15 protein-coding genes are annotated in these 16,063 nt (G+C 67.7%); 11 read left to right on the top strand and 4 right to left on the bottom strand.

Going from position 1 to position 16,063, the window contains the following annotated elements:
- Window positions 1–114: 114 nt before the first annotated feature.
- Entirely contained in the window at window positions 115–849 is a 735-nt protein-coding gene (locus BLQ74_RS17775) for a substrate-binding periplasmic protein (protein WP_090264588.1), read from the top strand.
- Between the two features lie 24 nt (window positions 850–873).
- On the opposite strand, the gene yccS is transcribed toward BLQ74_RS17775, so the two are convergent.
- Together yccS and dbpA are read right to left on the bottom strand one after the other, a co-directional pair.
- Window positions 874–3,069 carry a YccS family putative transporter gene (gene yccS, locus BLQ74_RS17780; RefSeq protein ID WP_090264590.1) on the bottom strand — a complete coding sequence of 732 codons (2,196 nt, stop codon included), beginning with the start codon at window positions 3,067–3,069 and terminating at the stop codon, window positions 874–876.
- Between the two features lie 126 nt (window positions 3,070–3,195).
- Entirely contained in the window at window positions 3,196–4,572 is a 1,377-nt protein-coding gene (dbpA, locus tag BLQ74_RS17785) for an ATP-dependent RNA helicase DbpA (RefSeq protein ID WP_090264592.1), read from the bottom strand.
- Between the two features lie 334 nt (window positions 4,573–4,906).
- On the opposite strand from dbpA, the gene BLQ74_RS17790 reads away from it, so the two are divergent.
- Together BLQ74_RS17790 and rloA3 are read left to right on the top strand one after the other, a co-directional pair.
- Entirely contained in the window at window positions 4,907–5,119 is a 213-nt protein-coding gene (locus BLQ74_RS17790; RefSeq protein WP_090264594.1) for a cold-shock protein, read from the top strand.
- 111 nt (window positions 5,120–5,230) lie between these two features.
- On the top strand, window positions 5,231–5,725 hold the full coding sequence (rloA3, locus tag BLQ74_RS17795; protein WP_090264595.1) for a retropepsin-like aspartic peptidase RloA3: 495 nt from the start codon (window positions 5,231–5,233) through the stop codon (window positions 5,723–5,725).
- 6 nt (window positions 5,726–5,731) lie between these two features.
- On the opposite strand, the gene mdtD is transcribed toward rloA3, so the two are convergent.
- Complete coding sequence (gene mdtD / locus BLQ74_RS17800; protein WP_090264598.1) at window positions 5,732–7,174, bottom strand: multidrug transporter subunit MdtD; 1,443 nt, start codon at window positions 7,172–7,174, stop codon at window positions 5,732–5,734.
- Between the two features lie 266 nt (window positions 7,175–7,440).
- Between mdtD and BLQ74_RS17805 the strand changes: the two genes are divergently transcribed.
- Both BLQ74_RS17805 and BLQ74_RS17810 read left to right on the top strand, forming a co-directional pair.
- Window positions 7,441–7,992: a DUF2780 domain-containing protein gene (locus BLQ74_RS17805; protein ID WP_090264600.1), complete on the top strand. Its 552-nt coding sequence runs from the start codon at window positions 7,441–7,443 to the stop codon at window positions 7,990–7,992.
- Between the two features lie 149 nt (window positions 7,993–8,141).
- Window positions 8,142–8,747 (top strand): DUF2780 domain-containing protein, encoded by a 606-nt coding sequence (locus BLQ74_RS17810; protein WP_090264602.1) that lies wholly within the window; start codon window positions 8,142–8,144, stop codon window positions 8,745–8,747.
- 2 nt (window positions 8,748–8,749) lie between these two features.
- On the opposite strand, the gene BLQ74_RS17815 is transcribed toward BLQ74_RS17810, so the two are convergent.
- Window positions 8,750–9,637, bottom strand: a complete 888-nt coding sequence (locus BLQ74_RS17815) for an acyltransferase (RefSeq protein ID WP_090264606.1) — start codon at window positions 9,635–9,637, stop codon at window positions 8,750–8,752.
- A gap of 131 nt (window positions 9,638–9,768) precedes the next feature.
- On the opposite strand from BLQ74_RS17815, the gene BLQ74_RS17820 reads away from it, so the two are divergent.
- The 6 genes from BLQ74_RS17820 to BLQ74_RS17845 all read left to right on the top strand — a co-directional run bounded on the left by BLQ74_RS17820 (window position 9,769) and on the right by BLQ74_RS17845 (window position 15,601).
- Complete coding sequence (locus tag BLQ74_RS17820) at window positions 9,769–11,019, top strand: HD-GYP domain-containing protein (RefSeq protein ID WP_090264813.1); 1,251 nt, start codon at window positions 9,769–9,771, stop codon at window positions 11,017–11,019.
- 78 nt (window positions 11,020–11,097) lie between these two features.
- Entirely contained in the window at window positions 11,098–11,619 is a 522-nt protein-coding gene (gene rloA2, locus BLQ74_RS17825; protein WP_090264608.1) for a retropepsin-like aspartic peptidase RloA2, read from the top strand.
- A 66-nt stretch (window positions 11,620–11,685) separates the two neighbouring features.
- Window positions 11,686–12,369 (top strand): two-component system response regulator CreB, encoded by a 684-nt coding sequence (gene creB, locus BLQ74_RS17830; RefSeq protein WP_090264610.1) that lies wholly within the window; start codon window positions 11,686–11,688, stop codon window positions 12,367–12,369.
- Window positions 12,369–13,787: a two-component system sensor histidine kinase CreC gene (gene creC / locus BLQ74_RS17835; protein WP_090264611.1), complete on the top strand. Its 1,419-nt coding sequence runs from the start codon at window positions 12,369–12,371 to the stop codon at window positions 13,785–13,787. Before creB ends, creC begins: the two co-directional genes overlap by 1 nt.
- Window positions 13,788–13,922: 135 nt before the next feature.
- Window positions 13,923–15,287, top strand: coding sequence for a cell envelope integrity protein CreD (gene creD, locus BLQ74_RS17840; RefSeq protein ID WP_090264613.1), 1,365 nt, complete (start codon window positions 13,923–13,925; stop codon window positions 15,285–15,287).
- An 11-nt stretch (window positions 15,288–15,298) separates the two neighbouring features.
- On the top strand, window positions 15,299–15,601 hold the full coding sequence (locus BLQ74_RS17845) for a hypothetical protein (RefSeq protein WP_090264615.1): 303 nt from the start codon (window positions 15,299–15,301) through the stop codon (window positions 15,599–15,601).
- Window positions 15,602–16,063 lie beyond the last annotated feature (462 nt).

The following is a 16,063-nucleotide window of genomic DNA, read 5'->3' on the forward strand; positions in this document are numbered from 1 at the left end:
TTGCTTTTGTCGAATGGCGAATTTGATACAGTCGCGGCAGGATGCATTCAGAAAATACCTACAATGCCCCCCATTGCCGGCCCGTCAGCGCATGGGGCGCGGCTGAGGAGACTTATGCCGCTGCGCGCCTTACTGCTTGCCCTGTGCCTGCCGCTGCCGCTCTGCGCCCTGGCCGATGAGCCGCTGCAGTTGGTGGCCGACCGCTGGCCGCCCTACGCCGATGCGCAAATGCCCGGGCGCGGGCTGGCGGTGCATTTCGTCAGTGTCGCCCTGACCCGCGCCGGCTACGCCATCAGCTACGCCGAGGTGCCCTGGCCGCGAGCCCTGCATGGGGTGCGCACGGGCGAATACGATGTTGTGGTGGACGCCTGGTACAGCGACGAGCGCGCCACCTATGGCGAGTTCTCCGAGCCCTATCTGAACAACCGTCTGCGGCTGATCAAGCGCACGGGCTCGCCGATCGCCTTCGAACGCCTTAGCGATCTGTATCCCTATCCGCTTGCCGTGGTTCGCGGATACAGCTATTCGGCGGAGCTGGAAAGCGATCGGCGGGTGCAGAAGGTGCCGGTGCTGACCTTCGGCAACGCCGCCGCCATGGTCGCCGCCGGCCGAGTCGAGCTGACCCTGGAAGATGAGCTGACCGCCCGCTACCTGCTGAACCGCGAGCTGCGAGAACTGCGCGACAAGCTGGAGTTCCTGCCCAAGCCGCTGTCCGAGAATCCCCTGCACATCCTGGTCAGCCGCGCCAATCCGCATCACGCGGAGATAGTCGCGGCATTCAACCGCGAGCTGGCGCAGATGCGCGCCGACGGCAGCTATGACGCCTTCATGAGTGTCGCGGCGCCCTGAACCACTGCTTGACGGTGGTGGCGCTCAGGCGGCCTCTTCCTGCTCGATGCCGATTTCCTTGCGCAGCAGGTGGGCGGCCAGGCTGCGCAACGGTGCCAGTTCCCGGCAGATCAGCGCCAACTGACTGAGCACCAGCCGGTGCGGGTCTTCCAGTTCCTCGGGAAGCTGTTCCAGGCGTTTGGCCAGGTCTTCCTCGATATCGCTGTGGACCTCCACCGGGCGCCGCTCCGTCAGGCGCCTGGCGATATCGTCGAGGCTGTCGCTCAGGTAGTTGGCGGCCTCGCCGATCAGCGCGTTGCTCGGCGCCTGCGGCAGCAGGTCGCGGTGCGCGCCGAGGGCCGATAGGTAGCTGAGCAGGGTGTGCGAGAGCACCAGGAAGCGGAAGCCGATCTCCGCGTCCTTACGGAAGTGGCCGGGCTCCATGAGCATGTTCGACAGCGTCGTCGAGAGGGTCGCGTCGGCGTTGTGCGCGTTGCGCCGCGCGGTGCGGTAGAGCAGGTCGTCGCGCTTGCCGGTGGCGTATTGCTGCATGATCTCGCGCAGGTAGCGGCCGTTGCAGGCGATGGTGTTGCCGACCAGGCGGTGCAGGCGCCGGCCCTGCCAGTCGGGCAGCACCAGGAACACCGCGAGGCCGGCGATGAGAGCGCCGACCAGGGTGTCGAACAGGCGCGGCAGGATCAGCCCGTAGCCGTTGCCGACCTGGTTGAAGCAGAGCAGCACCAGCAGGGTGATGGCGGCGGTGGCCAGGGTGTAGCGGGTGCTGCGGCTGGCGAAGAAGACCACGCCGGCGACCACGGCCAGCAGCGACTGGATCAGCGGGTTGGGGAACAGGTCGATCAGCGCCCAGCCAGCCACCAGGCCGATCAGGGTGCCGATGATCCGCTGGACCAGGCGGATGCGCGTGGCGCCGTAGTTCGGCTGGCAGACGAACACCGTGGTGAGCAGGATCCAGTAGCCCTGGGTCGGGTGGATCAGGTGCAGCACGCCATAGCCGGCGGCCAGGGTCAGGCCCAGGCGCAGGGCATGGCGGAACAGCAGCGAGGTCGGCGTGAGCTGCTGGCGCAGGCGATCCAGGGCGTCGCGCAGGGAGCGCGGCGAGCGGTCGAGCAGGCTGCTGTCCTGTTCCTCGGCAAGGGCGTCGGGGTTGCTCGCGCCGCTCAGCTTCTGGTCGAGGGTGGCGAGGTTGGCGGCCAGGGCGCCGAGCGAGCGCAGCAGCCCGCGCCAGGCCGGATTGCCCTGTTGGCGCAGGTACTCCAGGGACGCCTGCAGGTCGGCCAGGGCCTGTTCGCTGTCGTTGTAGTCGAACGGTTGGCGCAGGCGTATGGCCCGCGCCAGGGCCCGGCAGGCCTTGCCCTGTTGGTTGAGCAGACGCTGGCAGCGGAACAGCACGTCGCTGTGGAAGAAGGCTTCGGCCAGGCGGTTGTAGGGGTAGTGCGACGAACTGGCGCGCTCGTGGACGTCCTGGGCGATGAAGTAGAGCTTCAGGTAGCGGCTCAGCTTGGGCCCCGGACGGCCATGGCTGAGGCGGCTGAGGATGGTTTCCTTGGCCTTGTTCAGCGCCACCACCAGCTTGCCGTTCTGCCGTGCCAGGGCCAGGCGCCGCCCCTCCACGTCGAGCTGGCGCAGCGGCTCGAAGAGCGTCGACTTGATCTTCAGGTACTCGCCCAGTTCGAGGTACAGGTGCGCCAGCATCTGTTGCACCGGCTGGTTGGCGAAGATGGCGTTCCACAGCACCGAAAGCGCGCCGTACCAGGCCGCGCCGGTCACCAGCAGCAGGGGTTCGCGCCAGAGGTCGGCGGACGCGCCGCCGCGCTGGTCGACGCCGATCATGGTGTAGATCGACAGGATCAGGGTGGCCGAGGCGATCGCCGCGTAGCGCTCGCCGAGGGCGCCGAGCAGGGTCATGCCGAAGGCCGACAGGGCCAGCCCGGTGACGAACAGCCAGGGGTAGGGGAACAGCAGCTCCACCGCCAGGGAGGCGATGCAGAAACACACCAGGGTCGCCAGCAGCGCCTGTAGGCGGCCCAGCCAGTGGTCGTCGGTCTCCGCCAGGGCGCTGGCGATGACGCCGAGGAACAGCGGGATGACGAACTCGGTCCGGCCAAGCAGCCAGCAGGCCGCCATGGCCCCGGCCAGGGCGATGAACACCCGCAGGCTGTAGGCGAACTTGTCCAGCGCCCAGAGGCGCCGCAGGGTTTCCAACAACGGGGAGGAGGGCATGCGAATCAGGGACTTCCGATTGTCTGCGGACCAGACTAGCGGATCGCCCGCCGCCCGGCTATCGCGGCGCGCGGCGCATGGAGGTCCGCGCGTGACGGCCGCGCCCTTGGACGGGCGCGGCGCGCCTCAGAGAATCCGCACCTTGAACGCGCGGCCCTTGATCCTGCCTTCCTGCAGGCGCTTGAGCGCCGCCTTGGCGAGATCGCGCTGCACGGCGACGAAGGCCTGGAAGTCGAAGATGGCGATCTTGCCCACCGCGCCGCCCGGCAACCCGGCGTCGCCGGTGAGGGCGCCGAGAATGTCGCCGGGGCGCAGCTTGTCCTTGCGCCCGCCGGCGATGCACAGCGTGGTCATCGGCGGCAGCAGCGGGGCCGGATTGGCCTTGAGGAAGTCGATGCGCTCCCAGCTCAGCGGCGCGCCCTGCATGTCCTCAATGGCCTGCGCGCGGCTGGCCTCGGCTGGCGCCACCAGGGACAGCGCCAGGCCCTTCTCGCCGGCGCGACCGCTGCGGCCGATGCGGTGTACGTGGACCTGCGCGTCGCGCGATAGCTCGACGTTGATCACCGCTTCCAGGGCTTCGATATCCAGGCCGCGAGCGGCCACGTCGGTGGCCACCAGCACGCTGCAACTGCGGTTGGCGAACATCGCCAGCACCTGGTCGCGCTCGCGCTGCTCCAGGTCGCCGTGCAGGGCCAGGGCGGAAATCTTCTGCGCTTCCAGCAGCGTCGCCAGTTCCTGGCATTGCTGGCGGGTGTGACAGAAGGCCACGCAGGATTGCGGGCGGAAGTGCTGCAACAGGCGCACCACGGCATCCAGGCGTTGGCGCGGTTCGATCTCGTAGAAGTGCTGCTCGATCTGGCTGTCGTCGTGCAGCGCCTCTACCTCGACGCGCTGCGGGTCGCGCAGGAACTTCGCCGCCAATTGCTCGATGCCGGCCGGGTAGGTGGCGGAGAACAGCAGGCTCTGCCGCCGCGCCGGCAGTTGGCCGATGATGTCGGCGATGCTGTCGTAGAAGCCCATGTCGAGCATGCGGTCGGCCTCATCGAGCACCAGGGTGTTCAAGCCGTCGAGCTTCAGCGTGCCCTTGCGCAAATGCTCCTGCACTCGGCCGGGAGTGCCGACCACCACATGGGCGCCGTGCTCCAGGGAACCGATCTGCGGGCCGAAGGGCACGCCGCCACAGAGGGTCAGCACCTTGATGTTGTCGGCGGCGCGGGCCAGGCGGCGAATTTCCTTGGCCACCTGGTCGGCCAGCTCGCGGGTCGGACACAGCACCAGCGCCTGGCAACCGAAGTAGCGAGGGTTGAGCGGGCTGAGCAGTGCGATGCCGAAGGCCGCCGTCTTGCCGCTGCCCGTCTTGGCCTGGGCGATCAGGTCGCGGCCCTTGAGCATGATCGGCAGGCTGGCGGCCTGGATCGGGGTCATCTCGCGGTAACCGAGGGCATCGAGGTTGGCCAGGAGATCGGCGGAAAGGGGCAGGCTGGAGAAAGCGGTGGAGGTCACGAAGGAAAAACCCGACAGGCGTATGGTCGCGCAGTGTAGCAGGCTTGCTTCGACGACTCTGCGTTGAACCGGCGCAGGCCGCATGGGCACTGGGGCTGGCGCCCACTCGTCCGAAATTCGCGGGCTTCGCGATAGTGGATTTTTATACAGATTCGCTTTCCGCAGATTTTTGTCGTAGAGTGCCTTCACTGTGTTTGCATGGGTCGCCGTCGATCGTGACCTGATGCGGTCGGTTATTCCACCCCGTCCTGCTCGACTCCTTGTAACTCCTTGCAACTCAGTTCCTGGCCACCTCGAGTGGCTATTTCCACATCTACGTTCCAAGGAGAACACCATGTCGAATCGTCAGAACGGCACCGTTAAGTGGTTCAACGAGACCAAAGGCTACGGCTTCATCACCCCCGAGAGCGGCCCGGACGTTTTCGTTCACTTCCGCGCTATCGAAGGTAACGGCTTCAAGACCCTGGCCGAAGGCCAGAAAGTCAGCTTCGAAGTCGTGCAAGGCCAGAAAGGCATGCAGGCTGAGCGCGTTCAGGTAGTCAACTAAGACTCCCTGGCCTCGCCAAGAACCCCGGATGGAAACATCCGGGGTTTTTTATTGCCCGCTGATTTAGGCTGTACGGCATTTTCCACATGCCCGTCCCGGAGTCCCTTGCCGATGAACTTGCGCCATGCCGGTCTGCTGCTCGCTCTTTGCTGCTCTTCCGCCCTTGCCGCCCCGCCGACCATCTGGGGCTGGGTCGAACAGGCCAAGCTGATGCCGGAGAACGCGCTGCTCAAGGCGCGCCTGGACACCGGCGTGCAGACCTCGGTGATGGATGCGCGCAACATCGTGCGGGTCAAGAAGAACGACCAGCGCTGGGTGCAGTACGACATCGTGGTCAAGGACCCCGCCAGCGGCAAGGCGGTGAGCTACCCCTACGAGCGCCCCATCGAGCGGCAGCTCAAGGTCCGCGGGGCGGAAGGGTTCGAGCATCGCCCGGTGGTGTCCATGGACATCTGCCTGGGCGACAAGGTCTACCGCGAGCAGTTCGCCCTCAGCGACCGCGAGGGCAGCGAGTATCCGCTGATCCTCGGCCGCCGCGCCCTCGAACACCTCGGCGCGGTCGATGTCTCGAAAACCCTCACTGTTCCGCCCACCTGCAAGCCCTGAGGCGCCTCAGTGGTCGGTCATGCCGCCTTGCGCGGTGACCGGCACCGCGACCTGAGCCGAGCGGCCATCGTCGCTGCTGAGCTGGAAGAAGATCGCCGCCGCCAGCATCGACATCAGGCCCACGCTCAGAAAGGTGGCCTGGAAGGCGCCGAGCACGTCCGCCGCGGCGCCTTCGAAATCCGCGTTGAAGCCGCCCAGTAGCGCCGCCGCGCAGGCCACGCCCAGGCCGATGGACAGTTGCATCACTACCGACAGCAGGCTGTTGCCGGCGCTGGCATTGTCATCGCGCAGATCGATCAGGGTCAGGGTGTTCATGGCGGTGAACTGCAGCGAGTTGACCGCGCCGAGCAGGCCGAGGTGCACCAGCAGCCAGAGGTAAGGCGTGTTCTGGCCGATCAGGCCCATGCCGGCGATCAGCGCCCCGAGCAGCAGGGTGTTGCCGACCAGCAGGCGGCGGTAGCCGCACAGGTCGAGGATCGGCTTGGCCAGCGGCTTGATGAGCATCGCCATGCCGGCCAGCGGGATCATGCTCATGCCGGCCTTGGCCGGCGTGAAGCCCAGGCCGACCTGCAGCAGCAGCGGGGTGAGGAAGGGCAGGGCGCCGCTGCCCAGGCGGGCGAACAGATTACCGAGCACGCCGACGGCGAAGGTGCGGGTCTGGAACAGACTGGGCGGGAACAGCGGTGTCTCGATGCGCAGCGCGCGCAGCCAGTAGGCGGTCAGCAGGACCAGGCCGCCGACCAGCAGCAGCACCACGCGCACGTGCGGCATGTGCAGTTCGCCGAGGCCTTCCAGGGCGATGGTGATGAGGATCATGGCGCCGCCGAAGAGCAGGAAGCCGGGGCCGTCGAATCGGCTGCGCGTGGCGCCGCGCAGGTCCGGCATCAGGCGGATGGCGAAGAGGAAACCGAGCAGCCCCACCGGCAGGTTGATCAGGAATATCCAGTGCCAACTGGCGTATTCCACCAGCCAGCCGCCGAGCGTCGGTCCGGCCAGCGGGCCGAGCAGGCCGGGGATGGTGACGAAGCTGAGCACCCGTACCAACTCGCTGCGGGGGTATACGCGGAGGATCACCAGGCGGCCCACCGGCATCATCAGCGCACCGCCCAGGCCCTGCACCACACGCGCCAGCACCAGCTCGCCGAGGCTGGGCGAGAGCGCGCAGAACAGCGAGCCGAGGCTGAACAGCAGAATCGCGAAGAGAAATACCCGGCGCGTGCCGAAGCGGTCGGCGATCCAGCCGGAGGCGGGAATCAGCAGCGCCACCGTGAGCAGGTAGGCGATCACCACCGCCTGCATGCGCAGCGGGTCCTCGTTCAGCGAGTGGGCCATGCTCGGCAGGGCGGTGTTGAGGATGGTGCCGTCCAGGGCCTGCATGAAGAAGGCCACGGCCACCAGCCAGGGCAGAACGCGGGCGATGCGGGGCGTGAGGATGTAGGGCTCGCTCATGGTGGGTCCTTTCGACTGCGCGGTTGGAGCCTGTCGGCGGAGGCGTTGCGATACGCGGAGTGCCGGCGCAGAGCGCCCGGGCAACGGCCCTAAGCTTAGGGAAAGTTGCCCTTGGCGGATATCCGCGTATCGTCATGGCACTGTCCTGCGGCGCGAGCCAGCGGGCTACAGGCGGCGCCGGGTGGCGGAACGATAGCACCCGGCGCCGGTCCAACCCGCGTTCGGCGCAGAGGACTGCGCCGGCCGTCACTGCTTAGGAGTTGTCGATGACTGCCACATTCCGTCTTACCTGTGCCGCCGCTGCCCTGCTGGCCGCGTCCTCCGCATTCGCCTTCAACCTCGGCGATGCCGCCAAGGCAGCATCCGACATGGCCGGTGAAGGCGCCGCCAATAGCGCTCCGGCGGCCAGCACGCCGCAGGCCAGCGGCCTGCTCAGCGCCCTGACCGGCCAGCTCGGGGTCAGCGACGAACAGGCCATCGGCGGAACCGGCGCCCTGCTGGGCCTGGCGAAGAACAAGCTCAGCGGCGGCGAGTACGCGCAACTGGCGCAGAGCGTTCCGGGGCTGGACAAGCTCGGCGGCGGCAGCGCCCTGGGCGGCCTCGGCGGCGCCCTGGGCAACCTCGGTGGCGATGCCACCAAGGGCCTGCTGGGCAATGCCAAGAACATGAGCGACGTGAACAACACCTTCGGCGCCCTGGGCATGGACCAGAGCATGACCGGCAAATTCGCCAGCGTGCTGCTCGGCTACATTGGCCAGCAAGGCGTGAACAGCACCCTGCTGGGCAGCCTCTCCAGCCTCTGGGGCGTCGGCAACTGACCGCCGCGGCGCGGGCGCCTCTGCCGGCGCCCGTGCTGTCCCCGTCGGCCAGCCTGGCCGACGGACTGCTCGGAACGAAGCGTAGGCGCCTCAGTCCAACGCTCGAGCCGCCCCGCCTGGGGCCGGCGAATCCCGTTCCGGAGCCTTCGATGATCGCCAGATCCCTTCTCGCCCTTGCCACCTGTGCCTGGCTGGCCGCCGTTCCCGTATCCGCCGAAACCTTCGAAGACATGCCCGCCGCCGACAACGGCAGCGCGGCCGCCAATGGCCTGGTGGAAACCCTGGGCCAGCGCCTGAACATTAGCGACGACCAGGCCATCGGCGGTGCCGGTGCGCTGCTCGGCCTGGCGATGAACCGCCTGAGCGAAGGCGACAGTAGCCGCCTGCAACAACGCCTGCCGGGCCTCGGTGCACTCTCCTCGGGCAGCGCCAATGGCGCCAATGGCGGGCTCGCTGGCCTCAGCGGTCTCGGTGGGCTGATCGGTGGCGCCGGCCAACTGCTCGGCGGCATCAACAGCCTGCAGGACGTCGACCAGATCTTCTCGGTGCTGGGCATGAACCAGGGCATGGTCAACCAGTTCGCCGGCGTGATGCTCGATTACCTGGTCAAGCAGGGCCTGGACAACTCACTGCTGGGCACCCTGGGCAAGCTGTGGGGCAATCCCGCCGGCGCGCTTTCGCCGCTGCTGCCCGCGACGCCCACCACGCCCACCACGCCCGCGGCGTCGAGCGTGCACGCCGGCAAGGCGGTGTGAGGTCAGGGCGCGCGGTGCAGGTTGTCGATGCGCGCGTCCTTTTCCTGCCACAGGCGTGACACCCAGTCCTGCACGTACTGGCGGAACTGCGGGTCGTTCTCGTAATCGCCCTGCCACAGCGCCGGATCGATCGCGTGGGTGCGGATATCCACGATGACCCGTTCGACGCGGCCGCACAGCAGGTCCCAGAAGCCCGGCTTGCGCCCTTCGGGATAGACCAGGGTGACATCCAGCATGGCATCCAGTTGCTCGCCCAGCGCGGCGAGCACGAAGGCCACGCCGCCAGCCTTGGGCTTGAGCAGGTTGCGGTAGGGGGATTGCTGCTGGGCCCGCTTGGCCGGGGTGAAGCGGGTGCCCTCGAGGTAATTCACCACCGTCACCGGCAGGCCCTTGAACTTCTCGCAGGCGGCGCGGGTGATCTCCAGGTCCTTGCCCTTGAGCTGCGGGTGCTTGTCGAGGAAGGCCTTGCTGTAGCGCTTCATGAACGGGTAGTCCAGCGCCCAGAACGCCAGGCCGAGGAAGGGCACCCAGATCAGTTCCTTCTTCAGGAAGAACTTGAAGTAGGGCGTCTTGCGGTTGAACGCCTGGACCAGCGCGGGAATGTCGACCCACGACTGGTGATTGCTCACCACCAGGTAGGACGTGTCGCGGCGTAGCTCGCTGGCGCCGCGGATATCCCAGACCGTGGGCGTCATCAGGGCGAAGATCAGCTTGTCGATTTCCGCCCAGGTTTCGGCGATCCACATCACGCCCTTGGAGCAGGCGTCTTTCAGCGGCTTGCCTGGCAGTATCAGCTTGAGCAGGGCGATCAGCAGCATCGGGCCGATCAGGATCAGGGTGTTGAGCAGCAGCAGGAAGCTGGCGATGACGCCGGTCAGCGTGGCCCACATGGCGGTCCGTGTCCTTGTTCTGGTTGGCGCCGGCCATGATACGCAGAGTGCCGGATCAGCCCAAGTCGGCAGGTATCCGCCGGAGCGCCGCCACACTATGCTTGTCGGTAGATAATCCGCTGGTGCTGTTCATGCCTGATTCACCGCTGCTGCGCGTTCCTGTCGATGCCTTGACCCTGGGCATGTATATCCACGAGTTCTGTGGATCATGGATGGACCACCCGTTCTGGCGTACACGCTTCCTGCTGGACAGTGCCGACGATCTGCAGCGTATTCGCCAGAGCGCCATCCGCGAGGTCTGGATCGACGTCAGCCGTGGGCGCCTGCCCGCACAGGCGGTCAGCGCACCGGCCGAAGCCGCCGCGTTGGTCGAGACGCCCGCCGACACCCTCGCGCCGCTGTCGCCTCGGGTCAGCCTGGAAGACGAACTGCGCCGCGCCCAGCGCCTCTGTGCCAGCTCCAAGCAAGCCGTGGTGGCGATGTTCCAGGACGCGCGCATGGGCCGGGCGGTGGACACTCGCGAAGCGCGTGCGCTGGTGGAGCAGATATCCGCCTCGATCTTGCGTCAGCCCAATGCCCTGATCAGCCTGGCGCGCCTGAAGAACGCCGATGAATACACCTACATGCATTCGGTGGCGGTCTGCGCCCTGATGATCGCCCTGGCCCGGCAACTGCGCCTGGACGAGCCCTTCGTGCATGAGGCAGGGATGGCCGGCCTGCTGCACGACATCGGCAAGATGTGCGTGCCCATGGACGTGCTGAACAAGCCGGGGCGGCTCAGCGACCTGGAGTTCGCGCAGGTGCGCGAGCATCCCAGGCGCGGCGCCGACATCCTCATCCAGGGGCGGCAGGTCGGCGCGCTGGCGGTGGACGTGTGCCTGCACCACCACGAAAAGCTCGACGGCAGCGGCTATCCGCACCGCCTGATGGGCGAGCAGATCAGTCTGTTCGCGCGCATGGGGGCGATCTGCGATATCTACGACGCCATCACCTCGGACCGCCCCTACAAGGCGGGCTGGGACCCGGCCGAATCCATTCGGCGCATGACCCAATGGTGCGGGACGCACATCGACGAAGCGGTGTTCCGCGCCTTCGTCAAATGCATCGGCATCTACCCGGTCGGCTCGCTGGTGCGCCTGGAAAGCGAGCGCCTGGCGCTGGTCGTGGAGCAATCGAGCGATGCCCTGCTCACGCCCCTGGTCAAGGTGTTCTACTCGATCCGCACGCGCTCGCCGCTGCCCCAGGAAATCCTCGACCTGGCGCGGCTCAAGGGGCGTGAGCGCATCATCGGCCGTGAGTCGCCCAGCGACTGGGGCTTCCGCGACCTGGACAGCCTGTGGTCGGGGTTGAGCCGGCGGCGTGGTTCGCTGTTCGATGGCTGAGCCGCGCGGCTGGCGAACCAAGCGCCGGCGTGTTAGTCCTATCCGGCATCCATCCTGTCGTTCCCTGGAGATTCCCGCGTGAAGCGCGTCCTCATCCTGCTGTCCCTGATCGCCCTGCCTGTCCTGGCCGCCGAGCCCAAGCTCTACGGCCGCTACGAGTGGGTCGGCCTGCCCGAACTCGACCGCACCCTGCAGGCCAAGATGGATACCGGCGCCTACACCTCCTCGCTGTCGGCCAAGGACGTCCAGGTGTTCCAGCGCGACGGCGAGGACTGGGTGCGCTTCCGCTTGGCCACCAAGGACGGCAAAGACGCGCAGTTCGAGCACAAGCTGGCGCGCATGTCGAAGATCAAGAAACGCGCCGATAGCCGTAACGCCGACGAGGAAGACGACAGCCAGGCGAGCCTCAGCGAGCGGCCGGTGATCCTCCTGCCGGTGTGCCTGGGCGGCGACCAGCAGACCATCGAGGTCAACCTCACCGACCGCAGCAACTTCAACTACCCCTTCCTGATGGGCACCAAGGGCCTGCGCAAATTCCACGTCGCCGTCGACCCCAGCGAGCGCTTCGCCGCCGGCAAGCCGAACTGCTCCGGGCAGTGACCGGCGATTGACGCGGGCGGCGGGCTTGCGGCTTCATTGAGCGCCTCATGCCCGAGCACGGACGCCATGCCGCACATCCTCATCGTCGAAGACGAAGCCGCGATCGCCGATACCCTGCTCTACGCCCTCCAGGCCGAAGGCTTCAGCACCCAGTGGCTGAGCCTGGCCGGCGAGGCGCTGGAGCGCCTGCGCGAGACGCCCTTCGACCTGGTCATCCTCGACGTCGGCCTGCCCGACATCAGCGGTTTCGAAGCCTGCAAGCGACTGCGCCGCTTCTCCGACGTGCCGGTGATCTTCCTCACCGCGCGGGATGCCGAGATCGACCGCGTGGTCGGCCTGGAAATCGGCGCCGACGACTACGTGGTCAAGCCCTTCAGCCCGCGTGAAGTGGCGGCGCGGGTCAAGGCCATCCTGCGCCGCGGCGCCCCGCGCGAAGCGCCGGCAGCGGCGCCCGGCGGCCCCTTCGAGATCGACGCCGAGCGCTTCCTGATCCGCTACCACGGCCAGCCGCTGGCGCTCACCCGCCACGAATTCCGCCTGTTGCAGGCCCTGCTCGAACGCCCCGAGCGGGTGTTCAGCCGCGAGCGCCTGCTCGACGCCCTGGGCGTGCCCGCCGAGGCCGGCTACGAGCGCAACATCGACAGCCACATCAAGAGCCTGCGCGCCAAGCTGCGCCAGGTGCGCGCCGCCGCCGAGCCGATCCAGACCCATCGCGGCCTCGGCTACAGCTACGCGCCGGAGCGCAGCTGATGCCGCTCGGCGTGCGCATCTTCCTGGTCTACTTCCTGTTCGTCGGGCTGACCGGCTACTTCGTGCTCAGCACGGTGATGGACGAAATCCGCCCCGGCGTGCGCCAGTCCACCGAGGAAACCCTGGTGGACACCGCCAACCTGCTGGCGGAAATCCTCCGCGACGACGTGAAGAACGGCACCCTCGGGCAAAGCCGGCTGCCTGAACTGCTGCGCGCCTACGGCGCGCGCAGCCCGCAGGCGGACATCTGGGGCGTGCGCAAGAACGCGGTGAACCACCGCATCTACGTCACCGACGTCCACGGCATCGTCCTGCTCGATTCGGCGGGGCAGGCGCTGGGCCAGGACTACTCGCGCTGGAACGATGTCTACCTGACCCTGCATGGCAAGTACGGCGCGCGCTCCAGCCGCGAGAACAGCGACGACCCGGACTCCTCGGTGATGTACGTGGCGGCGCCGATCAGGGACGGCGAGACGATCATCGGCGTGGTCTCGGTATCCAAGCCCAACCGCACCCTGCAGCCCTACATCGAACGCTCCCAGCGGCGCCTGGCCTGGCTCGGCGCCGGGCTGATCGTCCTCGGCCTGCTGGTCGGCGGGCTGCTCTCCTGGTGGCTGAGTGGCGCCCTGCGCCGGCTGACCCGCTACGCCCAGGCGGTCAGCGAAGGCCAGCGCGCCGAACTGCCGCGCTACCGCGGCGGCGAGCTGGCGCAACTGGCCACGGCGGTGGAACGCATGCGCGTGCAACTGGAAGGCAAGGCCTACGTCGAACGCTACGTGCACACCCTGACCCACGAACTGAAAAGCCCGCTGGCGGCCATCCGTGGCGCCGCCGAACTGCTTGAAGGCGAGATGCCCGGCGAGCAGCGCGCGCGCTTCGTCGGCAACATCGCCGGGGAAAGCCAGCGCCTGCAGCAACTGGTGGAGCGCCTGCTCAACCTGGCCCAGGTGGAACAGCGCCAAGGCCTGGAAGAGCGCGTGCGGGTGCCGCTGCGCGAACTGGTCGACGCCTTGCTGCAGGCCAACCTGGCGCGCCTCGGCGGGCACCCGCTGGAGAACCTCATCGGCGCCGACGCCCAGGTGCTCGGCGAGCCCTTCCTGCTGCGCCAGGCACTGGGCAACCTGCTCGACAACGCCCTGGATTTCACCCCCGCCGGCGGCCTGCTGCGCTTCAGCGCCAGCCGCCAAGGCCAGGCCTGGCGGCTGAGCCTGTACAACCAGGGACCGAGCATTCCCGACTATGCCCTGGAGCGCCTCACCGAACGCTTCTACTCCCTGCCGCGCCCCGGCAGCGGCCGCAAGAGCACCGGCCTGGGGCTGAACTTCGTCGCCGAAGTGGCGGCCTTGCATGGCGGCGAACTGCGCATCGGCAACGTCGAGGGCGGGGTGGAGGCGGTGCTGCTGTTGCCGGCGGCCTGAGGGGCCGGCCTGGCCAACGCGCCCCTGCCAGCCATTCCCCACACAATTCCCACAGACTCCCCATCGTCCCGCCACGTTCTCCCCATTCGCGCTCAGCAGACTCTCCCGCATCGCAACCACCCGGAGAGCCTCCCCATGAACCGACCCCTGCTGTTCAAACTCGGCGCCATCGCCGTGCTGATCCTCTTTCTGCTGGTGCCGCTGTGGATGATCGATGGCCTGGTCGGCGAGCGGCAGGCCTACCGCGACGGCGTACTGCAGGACATCGCCCGCAGCGCCGCCTACGAGCAGCACCTGAGCGGGCCGCTGCTGGTGGTGCCCTACGTGCGCAGCGTCCTCGAATGGGAACGCGACGAGCGCAGCGGCACCCGCGTGCAGGTGCAGCGGGAGAAGCGCGGGCAGCTGTACTTCCTGCCGGAACGCTTCGCCCTTAATGGCCGCATGACCACCGAGCTGCGCCATCGCGGCATCTACGAAGCGCGCCTGTACCACGCCGATAACCGCATCCAGGGTGACTTCCTGGTGCCGGCCCACTACGGCGTCGGCGACGACCTGGCCAGCTACCGCTTCGAGCAGCCCTTCCTCGCCGTGGGCATCAGCGATGTGCGCGGCATCCAGAACGCGCTCAAGCTGGAGTTCGCCGGCAAGCGCCTGGACTTCGCCCCCGGCAGCCGCACGCGCCTGCTTGGCAATGGCGTCAACGCGCCGCTGCCGCTGAGCGACAGCGCCGAGGAACAACGCTTCGACTACGCCTTCGACCTCAGCCTGCTCGGCAGCGCGCGGCTGGACATCGCCCCGGTCGGCCGCGACAGCCAGGTCAACCTCAGCGCCGACTGGCCGCACCCGAGCTTCGGCGGCGAATTCCTCCCGGTCGAGCGCAGCGTGAGCGATGCCGGCTTCAGCGCGCGCTGGCGCACCAGCTTCTTCGCCAGCAGCATGGAAGAGGCGCTGAAGCGCTGCGTCGGCCAGAAAGACTGCAACGCCTTCCAGGGCCGCAGCTTCGGCGTCAGCCTGGTCGACCCGGTGGACCAGTACCTCAAGGCCGACCGCGCGCTGAAATACGCGCTGCTGTTCATCAGCCTGACCTTCGCCGGCTTCTTCCTCTTCGAAGTGCTCAAGGGCCTGGCCGTGCACCCGGTGCAATACGGCCTGGTGGGCATGGCCCTGGCGCTGTTCTACCTGCTGCTGCTGTCGCTCAGCGAGCACATCGGCTTCGAGCTGGCTTACCTGGCGTCCGCCAGCGCCTGCGTCGGGTTGATCGGCTTCTACCTGTGCACCGTCCTGCACAGCCTGTGGCGCGGCGGTGCCTTCAGTCTCGGCCTGGCCGCCCTCTATGCCGCGCTCTACGGCCTGTTGCGCGCCGAGGACTACGCCTTGCTGATGGGCTCGCTGCTGCTCTTCGCGGTGCTCGCCGGGGTGATGGCGCTGACCCGCCGCCTGGACTGGTACGGCGTGGGCCGCGACAAGGGCGCCACGGCCGACCTGGCCGGCGCACAGTGAGGGACCACGCCATGCATGCCCTGACCCGTTTCGCCCTGTGCCTGTTCGCCGGCGTCTTGCTCAGCGTGATGGCCTTGCCGTTGCTGATGTTCGTCGGCCACTTCGAGTTGATCGCCTGGCTCGCGGCCACCGGCAAGCCGCTGGCCTACGTGGCCCTGCACCTGCCGCCGGCGGGCTTCTGGGACGGCCTGACCGGCGCCCACGACGCGGCGAACAACCCCCATGTGCGCTCGTTCCTCGAACTGTGCATCGGCTTCGCCCAGCTTGGCCTGCTGCTGGCGTTGCCGCTGTATCGCCTGGGGGCACGCCAGTGAGCGCCTGGCGCGGCTTGCGCGAGGAGCGCCAGCTTGGCCAACGCCTGGCGCAACGCATCGCGGCGCTGTTCGCGCCGCCTTGCCGGGGCCGTGGCAGGCGGCTGACCCGACGGCGTAAATCCTGAGCTGAAGGAATGGTCCGAAGGGTAATTCAGATATCATGCCCGAGCGGTCTTCATGCCTTGTTCCGCCCCCTGGCACGCACCTATGCTGCGACCGTCACGGCCCATGCCGTGACCGGGTTTGACAGCCCACAACGTCGGCGCGATTGCGCCAACAAGGTGCATGCGAGAGCAGCGAACGCTTTTGCAGGCATCGTCACGTCTGCGGTCTTACGACCGCAATCGCTATGGCAGATCGCGCGGGGAGACCCTCGTGGTCTGCCGGTTCCGACGTCCGGTCTGTCAACCCCGCGTGGTCTGCCTCCATTCGTTTGACAGCGATGGGTGGCAGCTCCCTTCA

The organism is Pseudomonas panipatensis (assembly GCF_900099785.1).
Taxonomy (GTDB): Bacteria; Pseudomonadota; Gammaproteobacteria; order Pseudomonadales; family Pseudomonadaceae; genus Pseudomonas; species Pseudomonas panipatensis.

Coding starts and splice junctions, on each gene's coding strand:
- BLQ74_RS17790 (WP_090264594.1), top strand. CDS start 4,907: ATGTCGAATCGTCAGAACGGCACCGTTAAGTGGTTCAACGAGACCAAA.
- BLQ74_RS17845 (WP_090264615.1), top strand. CDS start 15,299: ATGCATGCCCTGACCCGTTTCGCCCTGTGCCTGTTCGCCGGCGTCTTG.
- BLQ74_RS17810 (WP_090264602.1), top strand. CDS start 8,142: ATGATCGCCAGATCCCTTCTCGCCCTTGCCACCTGTGCCTGGCTGGCC.
- creC (WP_090264611.1), top strand. CDS start 12,369: ATGCCGCTCGGCGTGCGCATCTTCCTGGTCTACTTCCTGTTCGTCGGG.
- yccS (WP_090264590.1), bottom strand. CDS start 3,069: ATGCCCTCCTCCCCGTTGTTGGAAACCCTGCGGCGCCTCTGGGCGCTG.
- BLQ74_RS17815 (WP_090264606.1), bottom strand. CDS start 9,637: ATGTGGGCCACGCTGACCGGCGTCATCGCCAGCTTCCTGCTGCTGCTC.
- BLQ74_RS17805 (WP_090264600.1), top strand. CDS start 7,441: ATGACTGCCACATTCCGTCTTACCTGTGCCGCCGCTGCCCTGCTGGCC.
- BLQ74_RS17820 (WP_090264813.1), top strand. CDS start 9,769: ATGCCTGATTCACCGCTGCTGCGCGTTCCTGTCGATGCCTTGACCCTG.
- mdtD (WP_090264598.1), bottom strand. CDS start 7,174: ATGAGCGAGCCCTACATCCTCACGCCCCGCATCGCCCGCGTTCTGCCC.
- rloA3 (WP_090264595.1), top strand. CDS start 5,231: ATGAACTTGCGCCATGCCGGTCTGCTGCTCGCTCTTTGCTGCTCTTCC.
- BLQ74_RS17775 (WP_090264588.1), top strand. CDS start 115: ATGCCGCTGCGCGCCTTACTGCTTGCCCTGTGCCTGCCGCTGCCGCTC.
- creB (WP_090264610.1), top strand. CDS start 11,686: ATGCCGCACATCCTCATCGTCGAAGACGAAGCCGCGATCGCCGATACC.
- creD (WP_090264613.1), top strand. CDS start 13,923: ATGAACCGACCCCTGCTGTTCAAACTCGGCGCCATCGCCGTGCTGATC.